This is a genomic window from Vibrio orientalis CIP 102891 = ATCC 33934 (genome assembly GCF_000176235.1).
In the GTDB taxonomy this organism is placed as follows: domain Bacteria; phylum Pseudomonadota; class Gammaproteobacteria; order Enterobacterales; family Vibrionaceae; genus Vibrio; species Vibrio orientalis.
The window spans coordinates 669102-692597 of sequence record NZ_ACZV01000005.1; the positions used below are offsets into that span (position 1 = coordinate 669102).

Consider the following 23496-nt stretch of genomic DNA (forward strand, 5'->3'; position numbering starts at 1 on the left):
ATGAAACATACAACAACAACTCTATTGGCAACGAGCATCGGTCTATTGTTTGCTTCATCAGCCTCTGCTGCCGTACCTCATACATTTAGCTCAGGCTCACCCGCTTTGGCAAGTGAAGTAAACGCCAATTTTTCTGATTTGGATACACGTCTGTCAACGGCAGAGGGTAAGGTGGCAACGCTTGAAACTGATGTGGATTCGGTTGAGGGTCAAGTGGGAACCTTAGCTGGTGATATTACTGCACTGACTACCCGTGTCGCGACTCTTGAAAGTGCAAGTCCAACTTCTGGTGCCTATACCACTGTTGCTATTGATTGTTCTTCTGATGCCTCAGCATTAGCGACTGCACTTGAAGACTCAAGAAACGCGACAACACGCACGACGTATAATGTGACTGGTGATTGTGATGCTGTTGTGATTGATAGGAATGACGTGAAAATCGTTGGAACGGGCAGCAATTCGATTGCTGGTGATGCTGATTATAATGAGTCTATGTTTATAAGCAGCCAATCCAATGTGCGTCTAGAAAGCATTAATGTGCTTGGCAATATTGTCGTTAAGAATAGCTCCGTGCTAAGAATGGATGATGTCGGCTTTTCATCGCCACAAAATGACGACAGCAACTTAGACGTTAGGAACGCTTACGTTCGAATTAATAGTGGTTCAGTGGATAACATTACTGTTCGGGTGAACCGAAATTCAACTATGGATATTAAGAGTAGCGTGACGGGAACAGCCAATGAGGTAGTGGTTGATGCGAACTCAACGCTTGTAAGTGAATCTGCGAATATTTCAATGGGTATGGTTGAAGCGGTAGCGAGTTCATTCATTTATGCGAATCATATTGCTGCGGATCAGCTATTAGCGGAAGTTGGTTCGGTTATTGAGGCGGACTCAATTAATATCACCAATGAGGTGGGTATATCGAAAAACAGTACTCTCTTGGTTGAAGGTAATGCTATCGCTGGCTATATGGGGTGTGATTTTGCCTCTTCGTTCCGTGTACGTGGCGACTTAACCTTAAATAGCGTGTTTGATTGGGGGAGCGATGACGAGCCTTCATTAAATATTAACTATGGCTGTAATGGGCAAATCGAAGGGGCACGTACGATTTTTGGTGATATTGATATCTTCGGTTACTCAACATTAATCGATGGTCAATGGGCAGACATCGCAGCTACTCCTGCTCCATAATTAACTCAATACCAACGGATTGAAACCTTAAATAAATTGAATCGGTTCGTTGTTGATACCAATAAGCTGGCATTGCGTTCTGCAGGCCAGCTTTTTTTAATGCTTGTAGCTCGGCTTTAGATATCAAGACATAGTCAATTAGGCCATCGAGCAGGCGGCGTAAGTTGCTCGGCGTTAGTTCTCCATCTCGCCAGTAGCGCTTTATCTCTCCTATAACGACGCTAAGTGGTACAACAGGCTCAAGAGCTGACTCTTTTAGGCTTTTACAGCGGGTAGAGCGAGCAACGCTTTGACGAGCCAGTTCCCAATCCGGCTTGCCTTGCTTACTGACGTAATCGTGTTTGTAGCAGTAGTAGCTAAATAGAAAACGCTCGATTTGATGCCATCGCTCAGCTTTCACTTCTAAATAGATATGTTCAAATTCGAGTTCTAGATTGGTCATAGCATGGCTCTTGTGTAATGAGCGGCGAGTGTATCGCTTAGCTCATCGCCATCGCAAGTGAATCCGTGTTGCGCTGTTTTCTGATAGCAAAGATCAGCTGAATAAGAAGCAACACGCCAGTCACACCTAAGCCAATACCAATACCGCCCCAGATGCCCGCTAACTCGAACTCTGGCATGAGCAGCCATGCTGCTGGTAGACCAAATGCCCAATAGCCAATCGCAGTCATAATGGTCGGGCCCATAACAATCTTCATTCCTCGAAGAAGGTTAATCGCCAGCAGTTGCCATGCATCAACAACAAATGACAGCGCGACAACCCAAAGAACCATAGTCAGTAAGTGGGTTAGGTCAGCGTCTAGATTAAAGATCCCAGCGATAAGCTCTGGCCATAACATAAAGCCTCCAGCTAAAACGACGCTTAATAGCGTGGTGATAGCAAAACTGCGCAGCGCAGTACGCTTGATACCGTCGTAGTTCTCAGCACCGAAGTCTTGCCCAACGAGAATGGCAGCGGCTTGTGAGAAACCAAAGTTGATGTTCCAAGTGAAGCTTAAGCACTGCAATAGAATTTGGTGTAGTGCCAACGCAGCAATGCTGATGGTACCGGCCATTAATGTGCCGCCATAGATTAAACCGTGTTCCAGCAAGGCAGCCATAGCGATAGGCAAACCCATGGCCAGTAGCGGAGTGAGCAGAGAAAGCGAGTACTCATCGCGATTTAGCCACGGTGCAAACGGGGCGTATTCAGGGCGCTTAAATACCCAAAGCGTGTAACCAATCATCACAATAAAGGCTGCGAGCGCTGTACCGGCACCTAAACCTGCAAGACCTAAGTTGAAGCTGAAGGCCAATACATAGCTAATTGGAACGTTCAGGGTGACTGTTAGCAGTGACATGACCATGATTGAACGGACATTACCAAACGCACTGGTTAAACCGCGCAGTACAAGCAGCAGCAGTGATGGCAGCATCGCCCACTTTAAGGCATCAACATATTGCATAGCAGGTGCAGCTAGCTCACTTGGTTGGTTGGCAAGGGCTAGTAGCTGTGGCACAAAGGTAAAGCTAATGGTTAAGATGACGGTCAATACAAATGACAGCAGTACAGCGCCTTTAACTGCCAATCTAATTTGTTGGTTGCCATGCTCAGGTCTTGCGACACGCTGCCCATAAGCAATCGCAATCAAGTTGGCGACACAACCGACTGTGCTACCTGCGACAATAAATACGAATGAATAGACAGACGCACCTAATCCCCCCGCCGCAATGGCAGACACACTTAATCGCGACATCATCCATACGTCGGTGAGCACCAACGCCATAGAGATCATTTGCGAGATAATAAGTGGAATAGCCAAGGAGAGAATTTTTTTCATGATGTGCCTCGTGATCGTTATCACATAAAGGTACGAGTTATCGACTTGGCATTCAAATGACATTTGTGCCACTCTTACATGACTTCAGATCATGCGAGCAGCTTATGAGCCCTTATAGCCATCTTCCTTATTCACACAATGCATTAAAAGTCTTTGAGGCGGTAGCAAGGCTGATGAGTTTTACCAAAGCGGCGGATGAGCTCAATGTCACCCAAAGCGCAGTGAGCCGACAAATTAAGCAGCTTGAAGACGAGTTAACTTCGCCGCTCTTAATACGTAAACATCGAGCGATTGAATTGACGCAAAGTGGCAAGGATCTTTATGAGGTTTTACGCCAAAATTACCATAACCTTGATGCATTAATCGGACAGTGGAAGGTGCCAGCGAAGAAGCGTATTGTGATCAAAAGTGCGCTTAGCTTTGCGACTCGCGTATTGATGCCCAATGTCGCGTTACTTAATGAAAAATACCCAGAGCATGAAATCGTCATCATTCCTGCTATCGATGAGGACCCACAGCTTGAATCGGAAGATTGTGATTTGCTGATCATTAATTCTCGCAAGCGTTTACGCTATCAAAATCGACCTGGCATTACTTTGTTACGGGAAGAGTATATGGCGCCGGTTTACGCGGAATCAGTGTCAGACAAGAGCATTCAGATTGAAGATGTACTGACGCTACCGCACTTGCATGCGACGCTTGATCATCAAGATTGGAAGTTATGGATCAGCAACGCCAAACTTAAAGGCAAAAAGCAGGGCAGAGACACCGTATTTTATAGTTTAGATTTGGCCCTGAGTGCGTGTTTGTCTGGACAAGGTGTGACAGTGACCGATTTGCTACTCGTATTACCTGAACTCAAGCGGAAGTTTCTTAAGTGCCCAGAAAAAATCACCCTGCAGCACAGTGAATGGCAGTACTTTTGCTATCAAAGAAACCCTAATCCAATTGCCAACGAAATATTGGCTTGGCTGGTGGCACAAACACAGTCTGACGTCACACAACTTAAGGCATTGTGTGACAAATTTGGTTGGTCTACTGAAGACGTTAAGTTCTAAGCCTGTTGAGACAAGAGTCCAAAGCTTTGCTTTAAAGAGGCAAGAAACAGAAGGTCTTCGCACATGGCCTTTTCTGGCTCATCGCTGATCTTTGCGACTGGTAGACCGTTACACTCTGCCATTTTGACGACGATAGACAGCGGTTGGTATTCGATACCGTCTGATACGTAACCGCCCATATCATTGGCAAGGAAAGTACCGATACCAAAACTGATGTTCGCTCTGCCCGCGAAGTATTCACATATTTCAATCGCGCGAGCAAAGTTTAGACCATCGGTAAAAATGAGCACTTTTGACATCGGGTCTATGCCCAGAGACTCGTAGTGGGTAATCATCTTATCGCCCCACTCAAATGGATTGCCTGAGTCATGCCTAACGCCAGCATAAGCGTTAGCGCGTTCCAAGTTAAAGTCTTTCAGGAATGCATCAATGCCGATGGTATCCGTCAAGGCAATACCAAGCTTGCCGCTAAATGTCGATTGCCATAGATCCAACGCTACTTGCTGAGACTTTGCGGGAGCGACAAGCGCTTGATGGGCCATAAACCACTCATGTGCCACGGTACCAATGGGTGTTAGCCCAAACTTTTTAGCAAGGTGATAGTTGCTGGTCCCGGTCATCAGCTCCGGAACGTGTTGATTCAGGTAAGCAACGACATCATGTTGAACCTGCGCACTAAAACGGCGGCGGCTACCCATCTCAGAAAAATTGAAATTAGTCAGCGAGCGCTTCGAAAGCTCTGACTTCAACGCTGATACTTTTTGCTCGAGTACGTTCGAGAACTGCGTAGGGGGGATCTTGTTCCAGCGCTGACGACTGCGTACTTCAGAGATAATGCTCATCACCAGCGTTTCATACAAGATGGTCTCATGCCACACCCCTTTGATTGAGACACTAAGCTGCCCACCGCTTTGTGACATCGTGACTTGCTGCTTCGCTAAAAATCTAAAGTCAGCCAAGTAGGAGAGAAAGTCACTGCTTAGATAACGGGCATTCTGCTCTAGGTATGCTATATCATCAGTGGTGAAGTAGCACTCTGAAAGTTGGTTGATTTCTTGTTTAATCAAGCCATGAAGGTCAGATAAGTCTTCGCTCGAACGCACAATAAGCTCATAACGCACCTCAGTTTGCGGGTAGTGCGTGAAAGCAGCAAACATCATATTGATTTTGTAGACATCTAAGTCGAGTGCGCTTTGGATAATGTTGTCGTTGAAAAGTGAGGCTGACATCCGGCCTTCCTATTATCTTACTAGGCTTGGTGAAGAGTCGCACTCTAGTTAACGCGATGAAAATTGTCAAATTCTACGAACTAAACGCTATCTTGGCTTAAAGCAGGTGTTTTATCCGCTAACTTGAGTATCATAGAGAATGAAATCGCCTAATACGTTTGATAATTCGCTAAAGGAACCTCCATGTCTTTGAAAACTATTCAGTTACTACGATCTAAAACTGCGGCCGTCGATGTAGATCCACAAAAAGGATTCAGTGAACTGTGTCCTAATGAGTTACCTGTGCAAGGTGCACTTGAAATCGTTGAGGAACTGAAATGTAATCATTCAAAGGCGTCGATTAAAATAGTGTCACGCGATATGCATCCACCGGGCGCAGCATGGGAGGCAGAAACGCCTGAGCAGATGTTAGAGCCAGTTGGCATGCCAGAGGTCGACATTAAGTGGAACCCGCATTGCGTCGTAGGCACAACAGGCGTTGAACTACTGCCGGGACTGCCTGCAATTCGAGAGTACGATTTTCAAATCAATAAAGGCATAGATCCCGATGCGCATCCTTACGGCGCATTTTATCACGACCAGGCAGATACTCTTTCTACGGGTGGTATTGAGTTCTTGATATCTCATCAGATAAGCCATGTGATCGTCGGTGGGTTGGCATTAGATTTCTGTGTGAAAAAGTCAGTAGAGCAGTTAGTTGATGCAGGATTCAGTGTGATACTAAACCTAGCGTCGACTCGTGCGGTCTTTCCTGATAACACTAGTGATGTTGTCGAGAAGTTGAGAACACTTGGGGTTGAGATTGTCGAGAGTTCTGAGTCGATAGTATTGGTCGACTAAATCGATAGGAATAACTTGATATGTTTCGAGAGAGTTCAAGCCATCCTTGGCTATGAGCTCTCGCGTAAAACTAGATGCACAGAGCGATAGTGCCCGCGATCATCAGTACGATTGTTGCGTACCAGAAATATTGTGTTTTGTTGTCTGCTACGTGGACTTTGATGAAGTTAATCTCTTCGTTTGCCATTGTAGAAAAATCAGCGTAGTTAATCGCTAATTCGCGCTTTGCTTCCTTAAGATCTTGCTGCATCTTATCGAATGCATTATCCACATAAGTTTTGGCTTCTAGAGCCGTCGCGCCCGCTAGGGTTAAACCGTTCCAAACCGCCATTCGTGATTCATACTCGCCTTCACTAACGCAGTTGAGCACGCGTAGGTCGTATTCACGCTTGATACGCTCTTTGCTCATTTTTGCAGGACAAATATCTTTTAAGTCGTTCACGAAAATTACTCCAATAGAGATTTTTATAGATGTAAGCTGAGCCGAAATTGGCTCAAAACGGTGAAGTTGAATTCACATTCAAAGGTCGATCTATAACAACCGCTATTTATCTTCGGTAATCAATAATAGAAGGCATGGTAGAGAGATGACAAAATTGCAGCAACTTAAGGATTTTGTTTAGACGATAAATATATTTTTCTAGCTGTCTCAGCATGTACCTTGACGATGTTTCTTAGCGTTTACCGCACAACCTTAACTTTGTCGTTATGAAGTTTAGCGTATAGGTTCGTATAGTGATGAAATGTAAGCCTAGCTATAGTGACGCTTGGTTTAATTCTACTCAAGTCGAGAATTAAGCGACACTTTGTAACCTAACTCCAAAGCAAGTGATATGATTCAGCAATGTAAAGTGTTACTTATCATTAAGTTGCCGGTGAACTAACGTACTGAAGCATTAATGAAAGGCTACAGTTGAACTAGTGGTTAGAGCAACTTAATGTGGGTTAATTAGCGTTATGGCGCTGGGCAAAATTCAGCTAAGGGGACTAGATGAGTGATAAAGTGAAAGTGGCCCTGAAATGGCTCAAAGATCTCTTGGAGGCTGAGGGTGTTGAGTATCAAATTGTTGGTGGGTTAGCGGCAACTATTCATGGTGGAAGTCGTGAAATTGCTGATATCGATCTTTATATTTGCAATTCTGACGCAAACAAGGTCTTGGCTCGCGTATCGCAGTTCATATCTAAACCGTTAACTCATTACACTGAGTACGGTTGGGATCTAGAGTATTTCCAGCTGGTTTACCAAAATCAAAAAATTGAAATTGGTTTAGATCTAAACACGAAGATACAATCAGCGATCGATGGTTCTTGGCATGAGCTTGAAATCCACTTTTCAGAGTCAGTGGTAAAACACTATCAAGGTATCGAATTACCAGTTATTCCAGTACATCGTCTCGTTGAGTACAAGCGAATATTGGGTAGGGAAGTCGACCTAATAGACATACAAGAACTAACGTGAGTTCAGCGCCATAACAATAAATTTAAGCAGATTCGCAACGCTTGGCACTTTTGGTTTGAATCGGCTTTAGTGTTTACGGCACAATGGTTTAGGTAAGTGGTAGCGTTACTCACTACTTAATTTGGCGTTATGTAGCTAGGTAAGAAATGGAGTATAAATGCTTGGTTTAGTTCGATTTGTAGTGGTTGCGAATGTAATAGCAGCCGTAATAGTTGTTGGCCTTGAGATGTCTACAGGCTTCTTTGGGCTTAAGTTTGTATCGGACTACGCATTTTTCATCGTTCTACTTTTATGGGGAACGACAGCCTTATTTTTCATGTATCCGCCTTTGGGTGGTATAGGGCAGTTTGACGACAAAGTTGATAGGGTTACAGACTCAATGGTTGACCGTAGCGTAACGGACGAAATCGATGATGAGCGGTTCTCAGAAAATACAGCTTTTTGTATCAAACTACTTATAGCTGGGGTGCCTGCATTCTTGGTTTGTGTCCTTGCGAGCATCGCTACATAACAATAAATTCAAGCAGATTCGTAACGCTCGGCATTTTTGCTTTGAATCAGCTTAAGTGTTTACGGCACAATGCTTTAGATGGGTGGTAGCGTTACTCACTACTTAATTTGGCGTTATGTGTCTGTCAGAGATAGCAGAAATGGAAGAATCAAAAACAATTAGAGCCTTCAAAAGTGAGCTTATAAAAATAATGCCTTACTTTCCAAACACAAAGGAAGTTCAGACAGAGTTACTAGAACAGCATTTAAGCTCGGTTATGTTCCATTACCTGCATTGGGCGTCTAGGCTAATTCCCGTTAGGCCAAGGGTGGTTAGTATAGAGCCTTATTTGTTACAGGACTCTCGCTGGAGTGAATACGAAAACGATGTAAGGGAATTACTTAGAAAAGTCGAGTTAGGAGAAGACTTAACTGAACATCTCTCCAATAAGGTGCTTACGAAAGGCTACACTCCTAAGGACTACATCCTTACTAAGGGTGACGCATGGACAGATAAAGATCAGTTGTTAAATACTAAAGGTTTTCATCATCTGCATTTACATGCGGGTAAGTCGAAAAAGGGAAGTGTTGTACTGTTTGCGCAAGTTAGCAGAGATAAATTTACGGCGGTAGCTTTGTTTGACCACTCTGTTTTTGATTATGACAAACATGAAATGTCCGAAGAAAGGCGGCGAATGTGGGCTATATCTGATCATATAGCAGCTAGAGAGCTTCCACCGAATTCAGTTTACATGTCATACCCTATAACTACGTCAGGGCATCCAATCCATATCAATTCTATGACTCATGAATACTGGCATGTAATTAGTCAAATTGATCACAAGGTAGATAGCCGAGAATTTGCAGAAGAAATGTTTACAGGTTGCAGTACACAAATGCCTAAGAAACCCAAATTTAAATGGTTGCTGTATGGCCTTGATTTGGGGCTATTAGAAACTAAGACCAGTAATTTCTTCGTGTTTAGAAGGGGATATCTATAAAGACACATAACAAGCAATTTAAGAGTGATTCACAACGCTTGGCATTTTTGCTTCTACTTCAAATTTAGTGTTTATGGCACAATGCTTTAGGTTTGGGTGGTGGCGTTGTTCACACCTTAATTGGGCGTTATGTCGCAATTCATAAGTTTTACGTAAGGTGAAATAATATGGCAAGTCAAAAACCGACAATGATTCTGTTGTCGAAAACGGATTTAACTGAAGAAGAAATTAGCCAATTATCTGATGCAGAAGCATGGCAGATTATTTACTCGACCAGAGCCAAAAAAGTCGTCGATAGTCGTTTGCAGGTTTGTTTTACGGGCTTTGGAACTACCGAAAAAAATGAACTAACAGAAATGGCGTCAGCGAATAACTTTAATGTAGTTAAATCAGTAACTAAGAAATTAGACTTCCTAGTTGGTGGTGTAAATGCGGGACCCAAAAAGCTTGAGAAAGCTGAAATGCAAGGTGTTCAAGTCCTAACTGCAGACCAGTTTAAATCATTGGCAGAAACAGGAGAAATACCTGAAGTGCAAGTAGGGTAGTTAGCGACATAACAATAAATTTAAGCAGATTCGCAACGCTTGGCATTTTCGGTTTGAATCAACTTTAGTGTTTACGGCACAATGGGTTAGGTTAGTGAGGGCGTTGCTCACTACTTAATTTGGCGTTATGTTTACTTGTATTTCAATGGCTTAAATATCTTAGGCTCAAGTTCTTTGTCCCTATGGAAATTCGTCCCTAGTAGACTCAGCAAATCCACATTGTCGGTCTAAGTTCTTGAATCTCTCAGCCCGTAAAACATGCCAATGTTCGTGGGTTGCTTCATTGTCAGATCGAGTTGGCTAGCTTTTAGCTTCTCTGGCTCAAAGTCGCTTTCAGGTTCATTACCAAGCAGCATTTCAGCTTGGCAGTTGCCTCGGCAATTCACCATTGTTTTGCGCTTTGGTTGGAAAGACAGGGCGTTTGTTGAAGCTTAGTCGGATTGCCTCATTGGGCAGGGAAGTGGAATTACTGGTTTTGGGTTAGTCGCTTTTGGCGGCCAAGTTGGTTCTTGCCTTGTGGTTTGGTTCAGAAAACTGGCTTGAAATAGCAGTTCTTTCTCAATTAAGTCAGTCACTTGTGGTAAAACATAACAAACAATTCAAGCTGATTCGCAACGCTCGGCGCTTTCGGTTTCAATTAGTTTGGTGATTACGGTACAGTGTTTTAGTAAGGTGGAAGCGTTGCTCACAACTTAATTGGGCGTTATGTGCCTAGTGTGATTTGTCTGACATTATGTGCAATTAGACGTCTATATTATGTGCGGTGGTCATTCATAAGGAGTGGTTATGGCACTTACAAGTAAAGTCAAAGTTGTTGTTTCCTTTGCCGCTATGGCGATATCTTCGGTTTTTCTAGCTCTAGACTTATTTGGCGTAATTCCTTTTTTGGTTTTAGTTATTTCCTTTTTCACAGCAGTTATTCAAGGAACTCTTTGTTTCCTAGGGTATAAAGATGGAGACATGTTTGAAGCATATCAGGACTTGGAGCGCACAGAGGCTACAGCCTTTACAAATTTGCTCAAGGATAAAAAGGAATGTGACAAACTTTGAAGGCGGAACATAACAATAAATTTAAGCAGATTCGCAACGCTTGGCACTTTTGGTTTGAATCAGCTTAAGTGTTTACGGCACAATGCTTTAGGTAAGTGGTAGCGTTGCTCACTACTTAATTTGGCGTTAGGTGAATACAGGGAATTATCGAATGGAATTAAAGTGTCACTGTGGAAACGTTAGCTTGGTATTGAGTTCGCTGCCTAAAGAGGTTGGCGAGTGTAATTGTTCTATTTGTCGTCGTTATGCTCCGGCTTGGGCATACTTTTCTCCAGAGCAAGTTCAAATCAACATGAATGAGAAAACGGTTTTCTATTGTTGGGGTGACAAAGAAGTGGAATTTCATCGCTGCAATTCATGTGGTTGTTTAACGCACTACATAACCACACAGAAATGTTCCGAAGATATCTTGGCTGTAAATATGAGAATGGCCGAAAATGAAGTGCTTTCGAGTATTCCTGTTCGTAAGATCAATGGTGCATCGTACTAATCACCTAACAATAAATTTAAGCAGATTCGCAACGCTTGGCATTTTTGGTTTGAATCGGCTTTAGTGTTTACGGCACAATGGTTTAGGTAGATCGTAGCGTTACTCACTACTTAATTTGGCGTTATATTGCCCCGATAAAATCGGGCTATCTAGAGCTTTAAAATGATAAGAAAATACAACGAAAATGACATGGATTCAGTTCTTGAAATTTGGCTTAATGCATCAGTTAAAGCTCACGATTTCATCTCAGCTGAGTTCTGGAAATCTCAAGTAGAGAACATGCGTAATATCTACATTCCGGCTTCAGAAACTTACGTTTACGAAGCTGAGTCGAAGGTGGTAGGTTTTTACGCACTATATGAAAATAACTTAGCTGCTATATTCGTTTCTCCTGAGTTTCAAGGTAAAGGTATTGGTAAGCAACTATTGATTCATGCTAAAGCTCAAAGGGCGGTATTAAGTCTTTCCGTATACAAGGAAAATCAGGCTAGTTATCAGTTCTATTTGTCTCAAGGGTTCCAAGTAGTTAGTGAACAATTGGATGAGCATACTGGACATCCAGAATACACAATGAGTTCGGGCATATAACAAAAAATTTAAGAGTGATTCACAACGCTTGGCGCTCTCACTTCAAGCCAGTTTAGTGTTTATGGCACAATGCGTTAGGTAAGGTGTCAGCGTTGTTCACACCTTAATTTGGCGTTAGGTGTGCATAGAAAATTAACAGATTGAGGTAGTATGACAAAAGAGCTTGAAATGTTTAACCAGCATCAACAAGACGTTAGATCTAGAGCCGATTCATTGGCAAAAGCGATTTTTGTACTTTCGGGTGGCTCTCTAACTGTATCCATTGGCCTGTTTCTAAAAACAGAACGCTTACCTTTGTCAGACTGTGCATTAGTCATTTTAAAGTACTCATGGTGGCTTTTGTTTGCAACTATCGCCCTTGGTGTGTTTATGCTTTCAACTATCATCGTTAGAGATTTTCTGTTTGGCGAACAGTGGCGAAAATCGTTCCACGACAAGAATATCGATGTGTCGGGCTTTCCTGGCTTCTTTGAGTTTTTGATAGTGGCATTAGGGCTTTTAGGAATTACCACTTTTGTCGCAGGAATGTTTGGTTTAGCGTATGTAGCTACTGAAGCTGTTGCGGGAATCCACACCTAACAATAAATTTAAGCAGATTCGCAACGCTTGGCATTTTCGGTTTGAATCGGCTTTAGTGTTTACGGCACAATGGGTTAGGTTAGTGGGGGCGTTGCTCACTACTTAATTTGGCGTTAGGTTTTCGGAGTAATATGAAGCACATTTTATTTATCTTGTGTACTTTGATGTCAGGAGTAGTCATGTCTGAGGGTTTGTTTTTAAGCTCATATAATAAAGTGTCTGATCGTTATGCAATTCTCGATGAGTCTGACCAGTCTGGAGTGCTTTACTTAACTAAGCCAGAGACTCAAGAGCCAGAGCGAGACGCTGTCGCATACATACATTACGCTCCTGTTTCTAAGGATACTTGGAAACAGAAAATGAGAGCAGGAGAACCACCACAATTACATGAAGGTGTAGCTTCTGAAGTAGCCGTTATTGCAAAAACAGCAGAGCAAGATTTTAGCTTCTTATGGTCGGCTGATGGTAACTCAGTAGCCTTATTATATAAAAATGCTCCAATAGCGTTCGTTACTCAAAGTGAAAAGTATGGCTTTAGTAAAGCGGTTGTATCAGACTCACCAATTGTTTCTGCGTGGGATGCAGAGAAGTTTAACGAACTATTTGAGTAAAAACCTAACAATAAATTTAAGCAGATTCGCAACGCTTGGCACTTTTGGTTTGAGTCAGCTTTAGTGTTTACGGCACAATGGTTTAGGTAGATGGCAGCGTTGCTCACTACTTAATTTGGCGTTATGTGCCCGAATAGGATTAGTGGAATATATGGATAATAGTAAAGAAGTCCCTGAACAGATTAAAGGTTGGAATTGGGGCGCGTTTGCGTTCAATTGGATATGGGGTATTCGCTTTCGTACCTATCGAGCTTTGTTGGTTTTTGTGCCGCTCGTTAACATTGCGATGCCATTTATTCTTGGTTTCAAAGGCAATGAGTGGGCTTGGAAGCATAACCAATGGAGTAGTGTTGAAGAGTTTAAGAACTCTCAAAGGAAGTGGTCTGTTGCAGCTGCGATAATGCTGGCCTGTGGTGTTATCTTGGCATTCATCTTCACTATAAGCATGAATAGCTCATTTGAAGAGTCTGGTTCAACTAAGCTAGCGCTTAACACTCTAGAGAGCTCGGACAAGTTTCACGCAAATATTGGTACGCCTTACGACATTGACTTAATTCAAGGAATCATTCGAGGGTATGAAGTTTCTGGTTCTGCTGATATGCAGTACGAGATCGAAGGTCCTAAAGGTGATGGTCTATTTGAATTCAAAGCCGAATTAAGTGAAAGTACATGGCGGTTAACCTGCTTGGAAATTACATATTTACCTAGCCAAGAACTCGAAATTTTAGCGCCTTGTGAAAAAGGCACATAACAAGCAATTTAAGAGGGATTCACAACGCTTGGCATTTTTGCTTCTACTTCAGTTTTAGTGTTTATGGCACAATGCTTTAGGTTTGGGTGGAGGCGTTGTTCACCCCTTAATTGGGCGTTATGTGCTTTCTCGAAAATTTGAAAACTAGTGTAGCATTGGCGTTTTGAAAGAAGTGGAAATCAGCATGTCTAAATCAGTTCAGCAGCAAATCGGCAATATCGCACTAGTCGTTGAAAGCTACGATGATGCTATAGAGTTTTATACTCAAAAGCTTCAATTTACACTCGTTGAAGACACTGACTTAGGTGGCGGAAAGCGCTGGGTTCAGGTTTCTCCTCCGAACTCAAATGGTACAAACCTGCTTCTAGCTCAGGCAAGCACTGAAGAACAGAGTCTTGCTGTCGGTAACCAAACTGGTGGTCGTGTGTTCTTGTTTCTACAGACTAACGACTTCTGGAGAGACTACGAGTCAATGAAGGAAAATGGTGTTGTATTTAATGAAGAACCACGAGTAGAAGAGTACGGCACAGTAGTGGTGTTCCAAGACCTATATGGAAATAAGTGGGACTTACTGCAACTAAACAGCGCAACCAAATAGTACGCACATAACAATAAATTTAAGAGTGATTCACAACGCACGGCGCTTTCACTTCAAGCAAGTTTAGTGTTTATAGCACAATGCGTTAGGTAAGATGTCAGCGTTGTTCACACCTTAATTTGGCGTTATGCAATTGGAGGAAGTTACAGCGATGGAAGTAATCTTTTGGCTAGCTGTTGGTGTAATAGCTAGTGCTGTATTACTCAAGTGTGTACACCATAAATCCTCAGAGTTTCGTCTTAAGATTCTCGGTTATGCGTTGATAATTGCTGCGCTTATCTATGTACTGTTTGCTATTTTAGCTTCGAATCTGGCTTGGATTGGAATCGAATCTTTAGGCGTACTGTTATACGGTGCATTCTATATTCTTTCCAAAAGTCGTAGCTCATATTTATTAGCAGTAGGTTGGTTACTTCATCCCATTTGGGACGTTGGTCTTCATTTAGTCGGTCCAGGCAGTTCTGTTGCTCCGGAATGGTACGTGATAATGTGCATTTCTTTCGATATTACAGTAGCTTGGTACTTGTTGGCTCAAGCGCGTGTTGGAAAAATTGCATAACAATAAATTTAAGAGTGATTCACAACGCTTGGCGCTTTCACTTCAAGCCAGTTTAGTGTTTATGGCACAATACTTTAGGTGTGGGTGGTAGCGTTGTTCACACCTTAATTTGGCGTTATGAGTATACAGAATTTAATTGGATTACAAGGAGTATAAATAGAAACATGAAAGATACATCGAAAGGAAGTCTAGAAAACAACTCGACGCAGAAAGTTACGATGGCGGATGAGCAAGGAAATATTGCATCTGTCAAAACGGGTCGAGCGCCATCTCTTGGAAGGGGGCTAAGTGAACTCGTGGGTGGGAGCCTGTTTGGAGTTATTTGGATTAATACAACGGCTGAATCAGGCCCCCAATACTGGAGCTTGATAGGGTATTTTATAATCGCTTCCTCTGTCATCACCGGTATTTACCATATGTATAATGCATTTGCTAAAAACAGATTTTCAGCCCAAGACATAGTCTCTCCTGACAAAGAGCCCGACCCATTAAATAGGGTATTGGGGCATGATGTGCGACAAGATCATTCTTACTGCACAAATTGCGGTGAAAAAACTAATGACGATAATAAATTTTGCTCAAACTGCGGTACTAAAGTGGTGTAAAAATACACATAACAAGCAATTCAAGCTGATTCGCAACGCTCGGCACTTTCGGTTTCAACTTGTTTGGTGATTACGGTGCAGTGTTTTAGTAAAGTGACAGCGTTGCTCACAACTTAATTGGGCGTTAGCTTTTCAGAGGAAAAAAATGACATCAGATGAAATTCAGTTTTGGACAATGATTGGTACTTGGGTTGCAAGTTTCGGCACTGTAGCAGCGGTTATTACTTCTTTGTTTTTTGCATATAACCAAAATAAAGTAAAACTAAGAATAACTGTTGGACATAGACAAATATTGTCTCGAAGTTCAGAAGGTTCACCGGACTACTGTGTGATAAAGGTTGTTAACTTGGGCAGCAAGCCGGCGAAAATTGAGAGTATTGGTTGGCGAGCGGGCTTTTTTCGTAGCAAAACGAGTCTGATTCAGTTGTTCGGTATCCCCGGCTTTGATGATATGCCAAAGGTTTTGGCTGAAGGGCAGGACGCTACTTTTGCTGTACCATTCCGTCTAAAAGGGGATAACGATGACTGGATTGTCCGATTCCCCAAATCTGTTACTGAACACTCCTCTCTCAATATACATTCGCTCAGGTTATGGGTTCATATTGCACAGGGACAAACATTTACCGTAAAGCCTGAGAAAGGGTTGATAGAGCAGCTTAAAAAGTCGCTACAAAGCTAACAAAGCATTTAAGACGGATTCCCAACGCTTGGCATTTTCAGTTTGATTCAGCTTTAGTGTTTACGGCACAATGGTTTAGGTCGGGTGGCAGCGTTGCTCACCACTTAATGCGGCGTTAGGCAAAATTTCCTTAGGATCTTCAATGACAGTTTTGAAATTAACTTTAAGTTCGCTTTTGCTTATTAGTATTGCAGCATGTTCGCCTTTTGAAGCATTTCAAGATATGGACAATAAAGAAAAGCAGTTTAATGAGTTAAGTATCGAGAAGCTCGGTGCTAAGGCAGAAACAAGTTGGAATATCCATAATGGTGAATTAACTGATATTACGGTTATTTATCGTGCTAACTCGTTAAATGACGTGACAGTAAGCAAACTTGGAAATGAAGTAGAATCAATGGTTAAAACCATTTATGGTGACGAATCGTATGCAATAAGTGTTGCAATTAGCTTAGGTGGCGAATAAATTTCTAACAGCGGTATTTATAACTAACAGAGGAAATAAAATGGATTGGTATTTGGCTGTTTTAAAGAAGTATGCAGTTTTTAATGGAAGGGCTAGACGAAAAGAATATTGGATGTTCTTTTTGTTCAACCTCATTTTTTCTTTTATTTTGGGGTTTGTTGATGGGTTCTTAGGGACTGTGTTTATCGGTACTATCTACGGGTTAATAGTTTTAATTCCAGGTATAGCTGTTACTGTTCGTAGGTTGCACGATATTGGTCGAACAGGTTGGTGGGTTTTAGTTGGACTAATCCCATTAATTGGATTGATCGTACTTATCATATTCGCGGCAACTGACGGAAATGAAGGAAGTAATGAATACGGATCCAACCCTAAGGAGCCGGGCGAAACATTTGCCTAACAATAAATTCAAGTAGATTCGCAACGCTTGGCACTCTCGGTTTGAATCAGCTTAAGTGTTTACGGCACAATGTTTCAGGTTGGTGGCAGCGTTGCTCACTACTTAATTTGGCGTTATGCGATTAATTGATTTTTGGAGATAGTTAATGGGAACTAGAACCCCTAAATGGTGGGAAAAAACGGTTGAATATGCCTATGTAAAGCAATACTTAGGCGAGTATGAGTTTATTTCTCCGTTTGATGGTGAACATGAGACTTTAAGTGACTGTGCTATTACTAATGGGCTTCAATGGTCAATTATTGAATTTAAAGCTACTGAACGATGGGAAAGTGCTGAAAAGATAAAATTCAATAAGCATGGTTCTTCGAATTATGCACAAGCAAAACTAGCATTGGTGAAAGGTTATGGAGATTCCGATAAAGGCATTGATCACCATTTTATTGTATATGGTAAGTTAGATTTACATCGAACTTTAACATTAAAGTCTGAACGTTATTTTTCAATTGAAAATGAATATGTATTTGAGCCAAATAACCTTATTAATAAAGGTATAGAGCTCAGTTCTTTTGCTAAATATGTTCATGAATTTAATCAGTGGAAAAATGGTGGAAATGGTGGAAATGGGGGTGGTACAAATACATATCCGCCACAAAACCCAAATGGGGGGTTAAGTCTTTCAAATTACGGTGTTGTCGTTGGAGTTTGTTTAAAAGACAATGTTGCTGTGGTTATGAGTATTGAAGATTTTGTAAAAGAAACTACACCAGAAAACAGTAGTAATCGTACGGAAATTTTGGTTGCGCCTAAGCCTTTAACCTTTAGGCATAAAGCGCCACCCGAAGAGGATGAGAGTTTTGCGTAAATTCGCATAACAAAGCATTTAAGAGTGATTCCCAACGCTTGGCATTTTTCATTCCATCGTTGGGTTCAGTGTTTACGGTGGCAAAGTTAGGTTTCGTGGTAGCGTTGCTCACACCTTAATGCGGCGTTAGGTTACCGGCGTCAAAATGCTCTCAACGAATTTACAAAGTTATAATCTTGCCAATTTGATAAAGGCGGGGATAGCCTTATAGGTATCTGCTACTCTTTGCATAGGAGGGCTTCAACCCTGAACCATAGATTGCGGCGTAGCTAGGAGCATGATTATGCCTATAAGTAATAGACAAAAACAACTTGTACAGAACAGTTTCTCTAAGGTTGAACCTATAGCTGAACAAGCTGCGGAGATTTTTTATCAAACCTTATTCGAGTTTGACCCGTCTTTAAAGCCGTTGTTTAAAAGCGGTATGAAAGAGCAAGGAAGAAAACTAATGGCAATACTGAAAGTCGCGGTTAATGAGCTAGACAACCTTGATACATTAGTTCCAGAGTTACAGAAATTAGCGGAAAGGCATGTGGCTTATGGTGTGCAAGCAAAAGACTATACACCAGTAGGTAATGCTTTGCTTCATACACTCAAAGTGGGTTTAGGGGATTCTTGGACACCTGAATTACGTCAAGCTTGGGTGGATACATTCCGAACTATAGCGACAGTTATGAAGAAGCAGGCCTATGAAAGTTAGCTTTTTATAATGGGAAAGTAGCTTGTAATCAATAACCTAACAATAAATTTAAGAGTGATTCACAACGCTCGGCGCTTTCACTTCAAGCCAGTTTAGTGTTTATGGCACAATGCTTTAGCTAAAGGTGTCAGCGTTGTTCACACCTTAATTTGGCGTTATAACGCAGGAGGAATTATGAAATATCCAGCATTTGAAGAACTTAACTACGAGACTGCAAACGAGCTATGGGACGCTTTGAGCCCAACTAAGTCTTTCTTCAAAGAACCTTATAATATTATATATCGTGGTCAAGCTGATTCAGCTTGGAGCTTAATTCCTTCGTTGTTAAGAAACAAAGAGTCTAACCCGCTTTTGGAGTTTATGGGGCAGCCAAGCAAAGCAGATGAGCTTGTGTTCACAGAGGTTCGTTTACTCGAAGAGTTTGCAAGCTACTGTGATAATGTTGGTATTCGTATCCCAAATGACTCTATGAAGTTCCGTAAAGAGACATTGAGCTCTCAAGTTCAGGATAAATACTACATTAGACCTGAGTTATGGCCGAATCCAGAGCTCATTGAATTAATGGCTCTCGCGCAGCACCATGGTGTTCCAACAAGGTTACTAGATTGGACTAAACAGCCATATGTGGCTGTATATTTTGCGGTTTCTAGCGCTATGGCTAATTATAAAAACTGGAAGTCCAATACTAAGCTTGCAATATGGGTCTTTAACACTGAGTTAGTTAACTTATACAAGAACGTAAATATTGTGCAGGTGCCAGGTAGTACCTCTCACCATGTGTCAGCTCAATCCGGCTTATTTACTGTCCACCCTCATTCTGGTTATCGAAACGAAGAGTTTGAGATTACGGGTCTCGAATATGAATTTTCAACATTACCGAATTCACCGCTATTAAAGCTAACACTTTCCGTTGATGAGGCACTGAACTTGTACCGCCTATGCTTAAAAGCAGGTATTAATGGTGCTACGATTTACCCTAGTGCCGATGGGGCAGGAAAAGCAGTGCAAGACTCAATAAACTCATGGGCAATTGGTGAGTAGCGTTATAACAAAGCATTTAAGAGTGATTCGCAACGCTTGGCAGTTTCGCTTCGCTCAAGTATAGCCAAGCGTCGCTCACACCTTAATGCGGCGTTATGCGAACTTCGGGTTGGAGGATACATGACAAATCAAATAAAGGATAACTGCAAATATCTAGGCTCCGAATATCAAATGCCTTTTTGTTTGGGTTTTCCTGTCGATAATTCGAAGATTGAGGAGTTGAGTCTTAGCGATCTTGAAAGTATCGATTCAAATGGTATCTATTTTTCGACAGCTTGCTGGCGTAATTATATTGCAACCTGGGAAGTACAAGGTAACAAGCTATATTTGGTTAACCTAGAAGGGAAATACCGCCTTGTTGATAATGAGCCTTTGTTTGCGAGTTGGTATTCAGGAATATTTGAATTGCCTCAAGGCGACTTGGTTGACTGTAACGTAGAGTTGGGCTTTCAACTAAGTTATACAAAGGCAGTAAAACTCAAGTTTGTCTCGGGTGTTTTGGTAGAAAGCACCCTCAGGGACGTTATCTAAAAAAGTGCGCATAACAAGCAATTTAAGAGGGATTCACAACGCTTGGCATTTTTGCTTCTACTTCAAATTTAGTGTTTATAGCACAATGCTTTAGGTGTGGGTGGTAGCGTTGTTCACCCCTTAATTGGGCGTTATGTAGCTAGGTAAGAAATGGAGTATAAATGCTTGGTTTAGTTCGATTTGTAGTAGTTGCGAATGTAATAGCAGCCGTAATAGTTGTCGGCCTTGAGGTGTCTACAGGCTTCTTTGGGCTTAAGTTTGTATCGGACTATGCATTTTTCATCGTTCTACTTTTATGGGGAACGACAGCCTTATTTTTCATGTATCCGCCTTTGGGTGGTATAGGGCAGTCTGATGACAAAGTTGATAGGGTGACAGACTCAATGGTTGACCGTAGCGTTACGGACGAAATCGATGATGAGCGGTTCTCAGAAAATACAGCTTTTTGTATCAAACTACTTATCGCTGGGGTGCCTGCATTCTTGGTTTGTGTCCTCGCGAGCATCGCTACATAACAATAAATTCAAGCAGATTCGTAACGCTCGGCATTTTTGCTTTGAATCAGCTTAAGTGGCTACGGCACAATGGTTTAGGTGGGTGGTAGCGTTACTCACTACTTAATTTGGCGTTAGCTTACAACGAAGAAAAGGTTGATTATGTATGCTTAGAAAATTCATTCTGGCTCTGTCGTTAGTTCCTACATTGTTATTTGGGCAAACTAAGCCTATCGATATTACGGCTTCCGATTGGCTTAGCTTAATAGACAATCAACACTACAGTGAAAGTTGGGATAGTGCTGGTGGTTTGTTTCGTTCACAAATATCAAAAGATGAGTGGGCTGAAGCGGTAGGCGCTGCGCGTACAAAGCTCGGAAATCTTGAATCACGTAGTGTAGTAACGACAAAGCCGGTGAAATCTTTACCGAATATACCTGACGGCGAGTACGTTGTAGTTCAATATCAAACGATATTTTCAGGGAAGAAGTCGACAGAAACCTTAACTCTTTCTAAAAACAAAACTGGTTGGGTTGTTATTGGTTATTTCATCAACTAGTTCGGCCAGTAAGCTAACAATAAATTTAAGAGTGATTCACAACGCTCGGCGCTCTCACTTCAAGTAAGTTTAGTGTTTATGGCACAATGGTTTAGGTAAGGTGGTAGCGTTGTTCACACCTTAATTTGGCGTTATACCCTTAATCTTAATGGTAAGGAGATTCCAATGACAAAACGTTTAGAATTAGAACTAGATATCTATTATGAGGAAATTAGTGACCTCGAAGATTTGAAAAGTGCTATTACTGATAGCGTCATTGAAAATGAACTGGAATTTACTTCTAGAACTGGGGTTTTGTGCTCACAAGCCGACGTAAGAGCAAGTTATTTAGAGGGGAGCCTTGATGTCGAGCACATTGAGTTTTCTACTCAAAATATCTTTGATGACAACCAAGAGCTTATCCAAAATGTATCAGGTACTATCAGTGTGAGTTTTGAGTACGACGCATATTACGGATGCAAAGACATGGACAATGGGGACCAGATCGATGATGCGTGGGGCTTTGAACTTTCTGGCGAAAAACTGAAGTTTTGCCTAGAGATCCCGGAAGAGAGATACGATGAAATTTAGCACGGGTATAACAAGCAATTTAAGAGGGATTCACAACGCTTGGCACTCTCACTTCAAGTCAGTTTAGTGTTTATGGCACAATGCTTTAGGTTTGGGTGGTAGCGTTGTTCACCCCTTAATTGGGCGTTAGCTATCTTTTCAAGTTTGGGCACAAAGTCGAATGTATTGAGTAAGAATACGAACTTACTTAATGTTTTTGGTATTCTTAGTATGTCGTTTTTCATGCGTGCGTTAATCTCAATGGAGGCAGTATGAATATTAGGTTTTGTGAAAAGTGCGAGAGAGAAACTGAACATACAGAAGCAATCAAGCAGAAACCCTCAAAATATGGGAAGTCCAGAAAAGAACAGTTCAAAGCGTTTCTAGACGGTTTCTTCAGTGGAGCTGCAGCTTCTTTGCCAGGAGGAGCATCACTGGAGCTAACAGACAGGTACGTAGTTTGTCTAAAATGTGGCAAACAAACACTAGAAAATCACGGCACAGAATTTCAATAGAGCTCCTCTGTAGACAGAAAGCTAACAAGCAATTTAAGAGGGATTCACAACGCTTGGCGCCCTCACTTCAAGTCAGTTAAGTGTTTATGGCACAATGCTTTAGGTTGGGTGGTTGCGTTGCTCACCCCTTAATTGGGCGTTAGTCGCCAGAAAAAGCTAGCAGTCAAAATCATGTTTCTAAGCTCAAAACTTGGCTACTGGTTGTTTGATTCATAGTTCCATCTTCGACGGTCAAAGCTCAGTTTCATCGGTTCTAAGTCAATGCATTGCTATTTTCCAAGCGGTTGTTTCGTTCTTTGGTGGTGATAGGGCTGGACAATCGAAAATCTGTTTTTGGTTGCAAATCTGCTCGGTGAGTTTGTTGGTTTAAAAGCTTATTTACTTGCTGAAAGGACGTTTTCTCTGGTGTTGTAAGTTCCACGTGGTTTCAGTGACTTTGTTGAAAGTCCGCACTGTGAGATTGGCTTTCCAAAAGCGCTTTTTGGTGTTGTCAGTCCATTTTCTGCGGCGTTGTTTGTTCCAAGTGGTTTCATTGAGTAGCCGCTTTGAGACTACGCCTGACTTAAATGCATCAAAGCACATAAAGTTTGTTGTTCGCAAAGTTTAGTTCGGCTTAAAATTGTCGCTCGGTGCCTCGCGACTAACAAACTGCTCAAGAGGGATTCGCAACGCGTGGCATTTTTACCATGCGTTGAATTTAGTGATTAAGGTGGTTTGCGGCGGCTTCGGTATTGCGTTGCTCACCCCTTAGCAGGGCGTTAGCTTACAACGAAGAAAAGGTTAATTTTGTATGCTTAGACAATTCATACTGGTTCTGTTGTTCGTTCCTACATTGTTATTCGCACAAACGAAGCCTATCGATGTTACGGCTTCAGAGTGGCTTAGCTTAATAGACAATCAACACTACGGTGAAAGCTGGGACAGTGCTGGTGGTTTATTTCGTTCACAAATATCAAAAGGTGAGTGGGTTGCAGCTGTAAGCACTATACGTACAAAGGTCGGTAATCTTGAATCTCGCCGTCTAACAACGACAACGTCGATGAAGTCCTTGCCGAATGTGCCGGACGGTGAGTACGTTGTAATTCAATATCAAACGATATTTTCGGGTAAGCAGTCGACAGAAACCTTAACTCTCTCTAAAAGTAAAACTGGTTGGGTTGTTATTGGTTATTTCATCAACTCGCTTGACCAGTAAGCTAACAATAAATTTAAGCAGATTCGCAACGCTTGGCATTTT

General features: G+C 42.0%; 33 protein-coding genes. 28 read left to right on the forward strand and 5 right to left on the reverse strand.

Annotated elements, in window-relative coordinates; all coding sequences use genetic code 11:
* Nucleotides 1-1194: a hypothetical protein gene (locus VIA_RS13610; RefSeq protein WP_004413595.1), complete on the forward strand. Its 1194-nt coding sequence runs from the start codon at nt 1-3 to the stop codon at nt 1192-1194.
* Here VIA_RS13610 and VIA_RS13615 read toward each other — a convergent pair.
* Nucleotides 1178-1636, reverse strand: a complete 459-nt coding sequence (locus VIA_RS13615; protein WP_004413596.1) for a hypothetical protein — start codon at nt 1634-1636, stop codon at nt 1178-1180. The genes VIA_RS13610 and VIA_RS13615 overlap by 17 nt on opposite strands.
* A gap of 37 nt (nt 1637-1673) precedes the next feature.
* Nucleotides 1674-3014: an MATE family efflux transporter gene (locus tag VIA_RS13620; protein WP_004413597.1), complete on the reverse strand. Its 1341-nt coding sequence runs from the start codon at nt 3012-3014 to the stop codon at nt 1674-1676.
* A gap of 104 nt (nt 3015-3118) precedes the next feature.
* Here VIA_RS13620 and VIA_RS13625 point away from each other — a divergent pair, with 104 nt between their 5' ends.
* A complete protein-coding gene (locus tag VIA_RS13625; protein WP_071816342.1) occupies nt 3119-4072 on the forward strand; it encodes a LysR family transcriptional regulator in 954 nt (317 codons plus the stop codon).
* Here the strand turns inward: VIA_RS13625 and pncB are convergent.
* Entirely contained in the window at nt 4069-5301 is a 1233-nt protein-coding gene (pncB, locus tag VIA_RS13630; protein ID WP_004413599.1) for a nicotinate phosphoribosyltransferase, read from the reverse strand. The two genes, VIA_RS13625 and pncB, sit on opposite strands and share 4 nt — an antisense overlap.
* Before the next feature lie 183 nt (nt 5302-5484).
* On the opposite strand from pncB, the gene VIA_RS13635 reads away from it, so the two are divergent.
* The gene (locus tag VIA_RS13635; RefSeq protein ID WP_004413600.1) at nt 5485-6141 is read left to right on the forward strand and encodes an isochorismatase family protein; all 657 of its coding nucleotides are present in this window, start codon (nt 5485-5487) and stop codon (nt 6139-6141) included.
* Nucleotides 6142-6211: 70 nt separating this feature from the next.
* Here VIA_RS13635 and VIA_RS13640 read toward each other — a convergent pair whose 3' ends face one another.
* Nucleotides 6212-6550 carry a thiamine-phosphate diphosphorylase gene (locus tag VIA_RS13640; RefSeq protein WP_038211287.1) on the reverse strand — a complete coding sequence of 113 codons (339 nt, stop codon included), beginning with the start codon at nt 6548-6550 and terminating at the stop codon, nt 6212-6214.
* A 582-nt stretch (nt 6551-7132) separates the two neighbouring features.
* Here VIA_RS13640 and VIA_RS13645 point away from each other — a divergent pair.
* The 4 genes from VIA_RS13645 to VIA_RS13660 all read left to right on the forward strand — a co-directional run bounded on the left by VIA_RS13645 (nt 7133) and on the right by VIA_RS13660 (nt 9635).
* The gene (locus tag VIA_RS13645) at nt 7133-7600 is read left to right on the forward strand and encodes a hypothetical protein (protein ID WP_004413602.1); all 468 of its coding nucleotides are present in this window, start codon (nt 7133-7135) and stop codon (nt 7598-7600) included.
* Between the two features lie 157 nt (nt 7601-7757).
* Nucleotides 7758-8111, forward strand: coding sequence for a hypothetical protein (locus VIA_RS13650; RefSeq protein WP_004417648.1), 354 nt, complete (start codon nt 7758-7760; stop codon nt 8109-8111).
* A gap of 139 nt (nt 8112-8250) precedes the next feature.
* A complete protein-coding gene (locus VIA_RS13655; protein ID WP_004417646.1) occupies nt 8251-9090 on the forward strand; it encodes a hypothetical protein in 840 nt (279 codons plus the stop codon).
* Nucleotides 9091-9257: 167 nt separating this feature from the next.
* Nucleotides 9258-9635 (forward strand): BRCT domain-containing protein, encoded by a 378-nt coding sequence (locus VIA_RS13660; protein WP_004413604.1) that lies wholly within the window; start codon nt 9258-9260, stop codon nt 9633-9635.
* A gap of 227 nt (nt 9636-9862) precedes the next feature.
* Here VIA_RS13660 and VIA_RS22385 read toward each other — a convergent pair whose 3' ends face one another.
* Entirely contained in the window at nt 9863-10024 is a 162-nt protein-coding gene (locus tag VIA_RS22385; RefSeq protein WP_004413605.1) for a hypothetical protein, read from the reverse strand.
* Between the two features lie 397 nt (nt 10025-10421).
* On the opposite strand from VIA_RS22385, the gene VIA_RS13665 reads away from it, so the two are divergent.
* The 21 genes from VIA_RS13665 (at nt 10422) to VIA_RS13765 (ending at nt 23454) form a co-directional block, all read left to right on the forward strand.
* Complete coding sequence (locus VIA_RS13665) at nt 10422-10685, forward strand: hypothetical protein (protein WP_004417644.1); 264 nt, start codon at nt 10422-10424, stop codon at nt 10683-10685.
* Between the two features lie 151 nt (nt 10686-10836).
* Complete coding sequence (locus tag VIA_RS13670; RefSeq protein ID WP_004417642.1) at nt 10837-11175, forward strand: GFA family protein; 339 nt, start codon at nt 10837-10839, stop codon at nt 11173-11175.
* Nucleotides 11176-11337: 162 nt separating this feature from the next.
* A complete protein-coding gene (locus VIA_RS13675) occupies nt 11338-11763 on the forward strand; it encodes an N-acetyltransferase (protein WP_004417641.1) in 426 nt (141 codons plus the stop codon).
* 150 nt (nt 11764-11913) lie between these two features.
* On the forward strand, nt 11914-12342 hold the full coding sequence (locus VIA_RS13680) for a hypothetical protein (protein WP_004413607.1): 429 nt from the start codon (nt 11914-11916) through the stop codon (nt 12340-12342).
* A gap of 179 nt (nt 12343-12521) precedes the next feature.
* Nucleotides 12522-12953 (forward strand): hypothetical protein, encoded by a 432-nt coding sequence (locus VIA_RS13685; protein WP_004413608.1) that lies wholly within the window; start codon nt 12522-12524, stop codon nt 12951-12953.
* A 151-nt stretch (nt 12954-13104) separates the two neighbouring features.
* Complete coding sequence (locus VIA_RS13690; RefSeq protein ID WP_004413609.1) at nt 13105-13704, forward strand: cytochrome c oxidase assembly factor Coa1 family protein; 600 nt, start codon at nt 13105-13107, stop codon at nt 13702-13704.
* A gap of 184 nt (nt 13705-13888) precedes the next feature.
* Nucleotides 13889-14302 carry a VOC family protein gene (locus VIA_RS13695; RefSeq protein ID WP_004417638.1) on the forward strand — a complete coding sequence of 138 codons (414 nt, stop codon included), beginning with the start codon at nt 13889-13891 and terminating at the stop codon, nt 14300-14302.
* Between the two features lie 151 nt (nt 14303-14453).
* The gene (locus VIA_RS13700) at nt 14454-14861 is read left to right on the forward strand and encodes a DUF6010 family protein (RefSeq protein ID WP_004413611.1); all 408 of its coding nucleotides are present in this window, start codon (nt 14454-14456) and stop codon (nt 14859-14861) included.
* A gap of 164 nt (nt 14862-15025) precedes the next feature.
* Nucleotides 15026-15466 carry a zinc ribbon domain-containing protein gene (locus VIA_RS13705; RefSeq protein ID WP_081453807.1) on the forward strand — a complete coding sequence of 147 codons (441 nt, stop codon included), beginning with the start codon at nt 15026-15028 and terminating at the stop codon, nt 15464-15466.
* Nucleotides 15467-15611: 145 nt separating this feature from the next.
* Nucleotides 15612-16145 carry a hypothetical protein gene (locus VIA_RS13710; RefSeq protein WP_004418136.1) on the forward strand — a complete coding sequence of 178 codons (534 nt, stop codon included), beginning with the start codon at nt 15612-15614 and terminating at the stop codon, nt 16143-16145.
* A gap of 142 nt (nt 16146-16287) precedes the next feature.
* Nucleotides 16288-16608 (forward strand): hypothetical protein, encoded by a 321-nt coding sequence (locus tag VIA_RS13715; protein WP_004418134.1) that lies wholly within the window; start codon nt 16288-16290, stop codon nt 16606-16608.
* Between the two features lie 40 nt (nt 16609-16648).
* Entirely contained in the window at nt 16649-17008 is a 360-nt protein-coding gene (locus tag VIA_RS13720; RefSeq protein WP_004418131.1) for a DUF805 domain-containing protein, read from the forward strand.
* A gap of 145 nt (nt 17009-17153) precedes the next feature.
* Nucleotides 17154-17870, forward strand: a complete 717-nt coding sequence (locus tag VIA_RS13725; RefSeq protein ID WP_004413614.1) for a hypothetical protein — start codon at nt 17154-17156, stop codon at nt 17868-17870.
* A gap of 283 nt (nt 17871-18153) precedes the next feature.
* On the forward strand, nt 18154-18570 hold the full coding sequence (locus VIA_RS13730; RefSeq protein ID WP_004416451.1) for a globin family protein: 417 nt from the start codon (nt 18154-18156) through the stop codon (nt 18568-18570).
* A 174-nt stretch (nt 18571-18744) separates the two neighbouring features.
* Nucleotides 18745-19611, forward strand: a complete 867-nt coding sequence (locus VIA_RS13735; protein WP_004413616.1) for an FRG domain-containing protein — start codon at nt 18745-18747, stop codon at nt 19609-19611.
* A gap of 120 nt (nt 19612-19731) precedes the next feature.
* Nucleotides 19732-20142: a hypothetical protein gene (locus VIA_RS13740; RefSeq protein ID WP_004418128.1), complete on the forward strand. Its 411-nt coding sequence runs from the start codon at nt 19732-19734 to the stop codon at nt 20140-20142.
* Nucleotides 20143-20303: 161 nt separating this feature from the next.
* Entirely contained in the window at nt 20304-20657 is a 354-nt protein-coding gene (locus VIA_RS13745; RefSeq protein WP_004418125.1) for a hypothetical protein, read from the forward strand.
* A gap of 145 nt (nt 20658-20802) precedes the next feature.
* Entirely contained in the window at nt 20803-21195 is a 393-nt protein-coding gene (locus tag VIA_RS13750) for a DUF4019 domain-containing protein (protein WP_004413619.1), read from the forward strand.
* 165 nt (nt 21196-21360) lie between these two features.
* Nucleotides 21361-21765, forward strand: a complete 405-nt coding sequence (locus VIA_RS13755) for a hypothetical protein (protein ID WP_004413620.1) — start codon at nt 21361-21363, stop codon at nt 21763-21765.
* Nucleotides 21766-22016: 251 nt separating this feature from the next.
* The gene (locus VIA_RS13760; protein WP_004418123.1) at nt 22017-22259 is read left to right on the forward strand and encodes a hypothetical protein; all 243 of its coding nucleotides are present in this window, start codon (nt 22017-22019) and stop codon (nt 22257-22259) included.
* Between the two features lie 790 nt (nt 22260-23049).
* Nucleotides 23050-23454: a DUF4019 domain-containing protein gene (locus VIA_RS13765; protein WP_004418119.1), complete on the forward strand. Its 405-nt coding sequence runs from the start codon at nt 23050-23052 to the stop codon at nt 23452-23454.
* Nucleotides 23455-23496 lie beyond the last annotated feature (42 nt).

Excerpts from the sequence above, each read along its gene's own strand:
- VIA_RS13675 (WP_004417641.1), top strand. The coding sequence starts at position 11,338 with ATGATAAGAAAATACAACGAAAATGACATGGATTCAGTTCTTGAAATT.
- VIA_RS13725 (WP_004413614.1), top strand. The coding sequence starts at position 17,154 with ATGGGAACTAGAACCCCTAAATGGTGGGAAAAAACGGTTGAATATGCC.
- VIA_RS13685 (WP_004413608.1), top strand. The coding sequence starts at position 12,522 with ATGTCTGAGGGTTTGTTTTTAAGCTCATATAATAAAGTGTCTGATCGT.
- VIA_RS13680 (WP_004413607.1), top strand. The coding sequence starts at position 11,914 with ATGACAAAAGAGCTTGAAATGTTTAACCAGCATCAACAAGACGTTAGA.
- VIA_RS13730 (WP_004416451.1), top strand. The coding sequence starts at position 18,154 with ATGCCTATAAGTAATAGACAAAAACAACTTGTACAGAACAGTTTCTCT.
- VIA_RS13610 (WP_004413595.1), top strand. The coding sequence starts at position 1 with ATGAAACATACAACAACAACTCTATTGGCAACGAGCATCGGTCTATTG.
- pncB (WP_004413599.1), bottom strand. The coding sequence starts at position 5,301 with ATGTCAGCCTCACTTTTCAACGACAACATTATCCAAAGCGCACTCGAC.
- VIA_RS13645 (WP_004413602.1), top strand. The coding sequence starts at position 7,133 with ATGAGTGATAAAGTGAAAGTGGCCCTGAAATGGCTCAAAGATCTCTTG.
- VIA_RS13635 (WP_004413600.1), top strand. The coding sequence starts at position 5,485 with ATGTCTTTGAAAACTATTCAGTTACTACGATCTAAAACTGCGGCCGTC.
- VIA_RS13765 (WP_004418119.1), top strand. The coding sequence starts at position 23,050 with ATGCTTAGACAATTCATACTGGTTCTGTTGTTCGTTCCTACATTGTTA.
- VIA_RS13650 (WP_004417648.1), top strand. The coding sequence starts at position 7,758 with ATGCTTGGTTTAGTTCGATTTGTAGTGGTTGCGAATGTAATAGCAGCC.
- VIA_RS13670 (WP_004417642.1), top strand. The coding sequence starts at position 10,837 with ATGGAATTAAAGTGTCACTGTGGAAACGTTAGCTTGGTATTGAGTTCG.
- VIA_RS13640 (WP_038211287.1), bottom strand. The coding sequence starts at position 6,550 with ATGAGCAAAGAGCGTATCAAGCGTGAATACGACCTACGCGTGCTCAAC.
- VIA_RS22385 (WP_004413605.1), bottom strand. The coding sequence starts at position 10,024 with ATGGTGAATTGCCGAGGCAACTGCCAAGCTGAAATGCTGCTTGGTAAT.
- VIA_RS13710 (WP_004418136.1), top strand. The coding sequence starts at position 15,612 with ATGACATCAGATGAAATTCAGTTTTGGACAATGATTGGTACTTGGGTT.
- VIA_RS13700 (WP_004413611.1), top strand. The coding sequence starts at position 14,454 with ATGGAAGTAATCTTTTGGCTAGCTGTTGGTGTAATAGCTAGTGCTGTA.
- VIA_RS13695 (WP_004417638.1), top strand. The coding sequence starts at position 13,889 with ATGTCTAAATCAGTTCAGCAGCAAATCGGCAATATCGCACTAGTCGTT.
- VIA_RS13735 (WP_004413616.1), top strand. The coding sequence starts at position 18,745 with ATGAAATATCCAGCATTTGAAGAACTTAACTACGAGACTGCAAACGAG.
- VIA_RS13760 (WP_004418123.1), top strand. The coding sequence starts at position 22,017 with ATGAATATTAGGTTTTGTGAAAAGTGCGAGAGAGAAACTGAACATACA.
- VIA_RS13625 (WP_071816342.1), top strand. The coding sequence starts at position 3,119 with ATGAGCCCTTATAGCCATCTTCCTTATTCACACAATGCATTAAAAGTC.
- VIA_RS13665 (WP_004417644.1), top strand. The coding sequence starts at position 10,422 with ATGGCACTTACAAGTAAAGTCAAAGTTGTTGTTTCCTTTGCCGCTATG.
- VIA_RS13740 (WP_004418128.1), top strand. The coding sequence starts at position 19,732 with ATGACAAATCAAATAAAGGATAACTGCAAATATCTAGGCTCCGAATAT.
- VIA_RS13690 (WP_004413609.1), top strand. The coding sequence starts at position 13,105 with ATGGATAATAGTAAAGAAGTCCCTGAACAGATTAAAGGTTGGAATTGG.
- VIA_RS13705 (WP_081453807.1), top strand. The coding sequence starts at position 15,026 with ATGAAAGATACATCGAAAGGAAGTCTAGAAAACAACTCGACGCAGAAA.
- VIA_RS13615 (WP_004413596.1), bottom strand. The coding sequence starts at position 1,636 with ATGACCAATCTAGAACTCGAATTTGAACATATCTATTTAGAAGTGAAA.
- VIA_RS13655 (WP_004417646.1), top strand. The coding sequence starts at position 8,251 with ATGGAAGAATCAAAAACAATTAGAGCCTTCAAAAGTGAGCTTATAAAA.
- VIA_RS13750 (WP_004413619.1), top strand. The coding sequence starts at position 20,803 with ATGCTTAGAAAATTCATTCTGGCTCTGTCGTTAGTTCCTACATTGTTA.
- VIA_RS13720 (WP_004418131.1), top strand. The coding sequence starts at position 16,649 with ATGGATTGGTATTTGGCTGTTTTAAAGAAGTATGCAGTTTTTAATGGA.
- VIA_RS13660 (WP_004413604.1), top strand. The coding sequence starts at position 9,258 with ATGGCAAGTCAAAAACCGACAATGATTCTGTTGTCGAAAACGGATTTA.
- VIA_RS13715 (WP_004418134.1), top strand. The coding sequence starts at position 16,288 with ATGACAGTTTTGAAATTAACTTTAAGTTCGCTTTTGCTTATTAGTATT.
- VIA_RS13755 (WP_004413620.1), top strand. The coding sequence starts at position 21,361 with ATGACAAAACGTTTAGAATTAGAACTAGATATCTATTATGAGGAAATT.
- VIA_RS13620 (WP_004413597.1), bottom strand. The coding sequence starts at position 3,014 with ATGAAAAAAATTCTCTCCTTGGCTATTCCACTTATTATCTCGCAAATG.
- VIA_RS13745 (WP_004418125.1), top strand. The coding sequence starts at position 20,304 with ATGCTTGGTTTAGTTCGATTTGTAGTAGTTGCGAATGTAATAGCAGCC.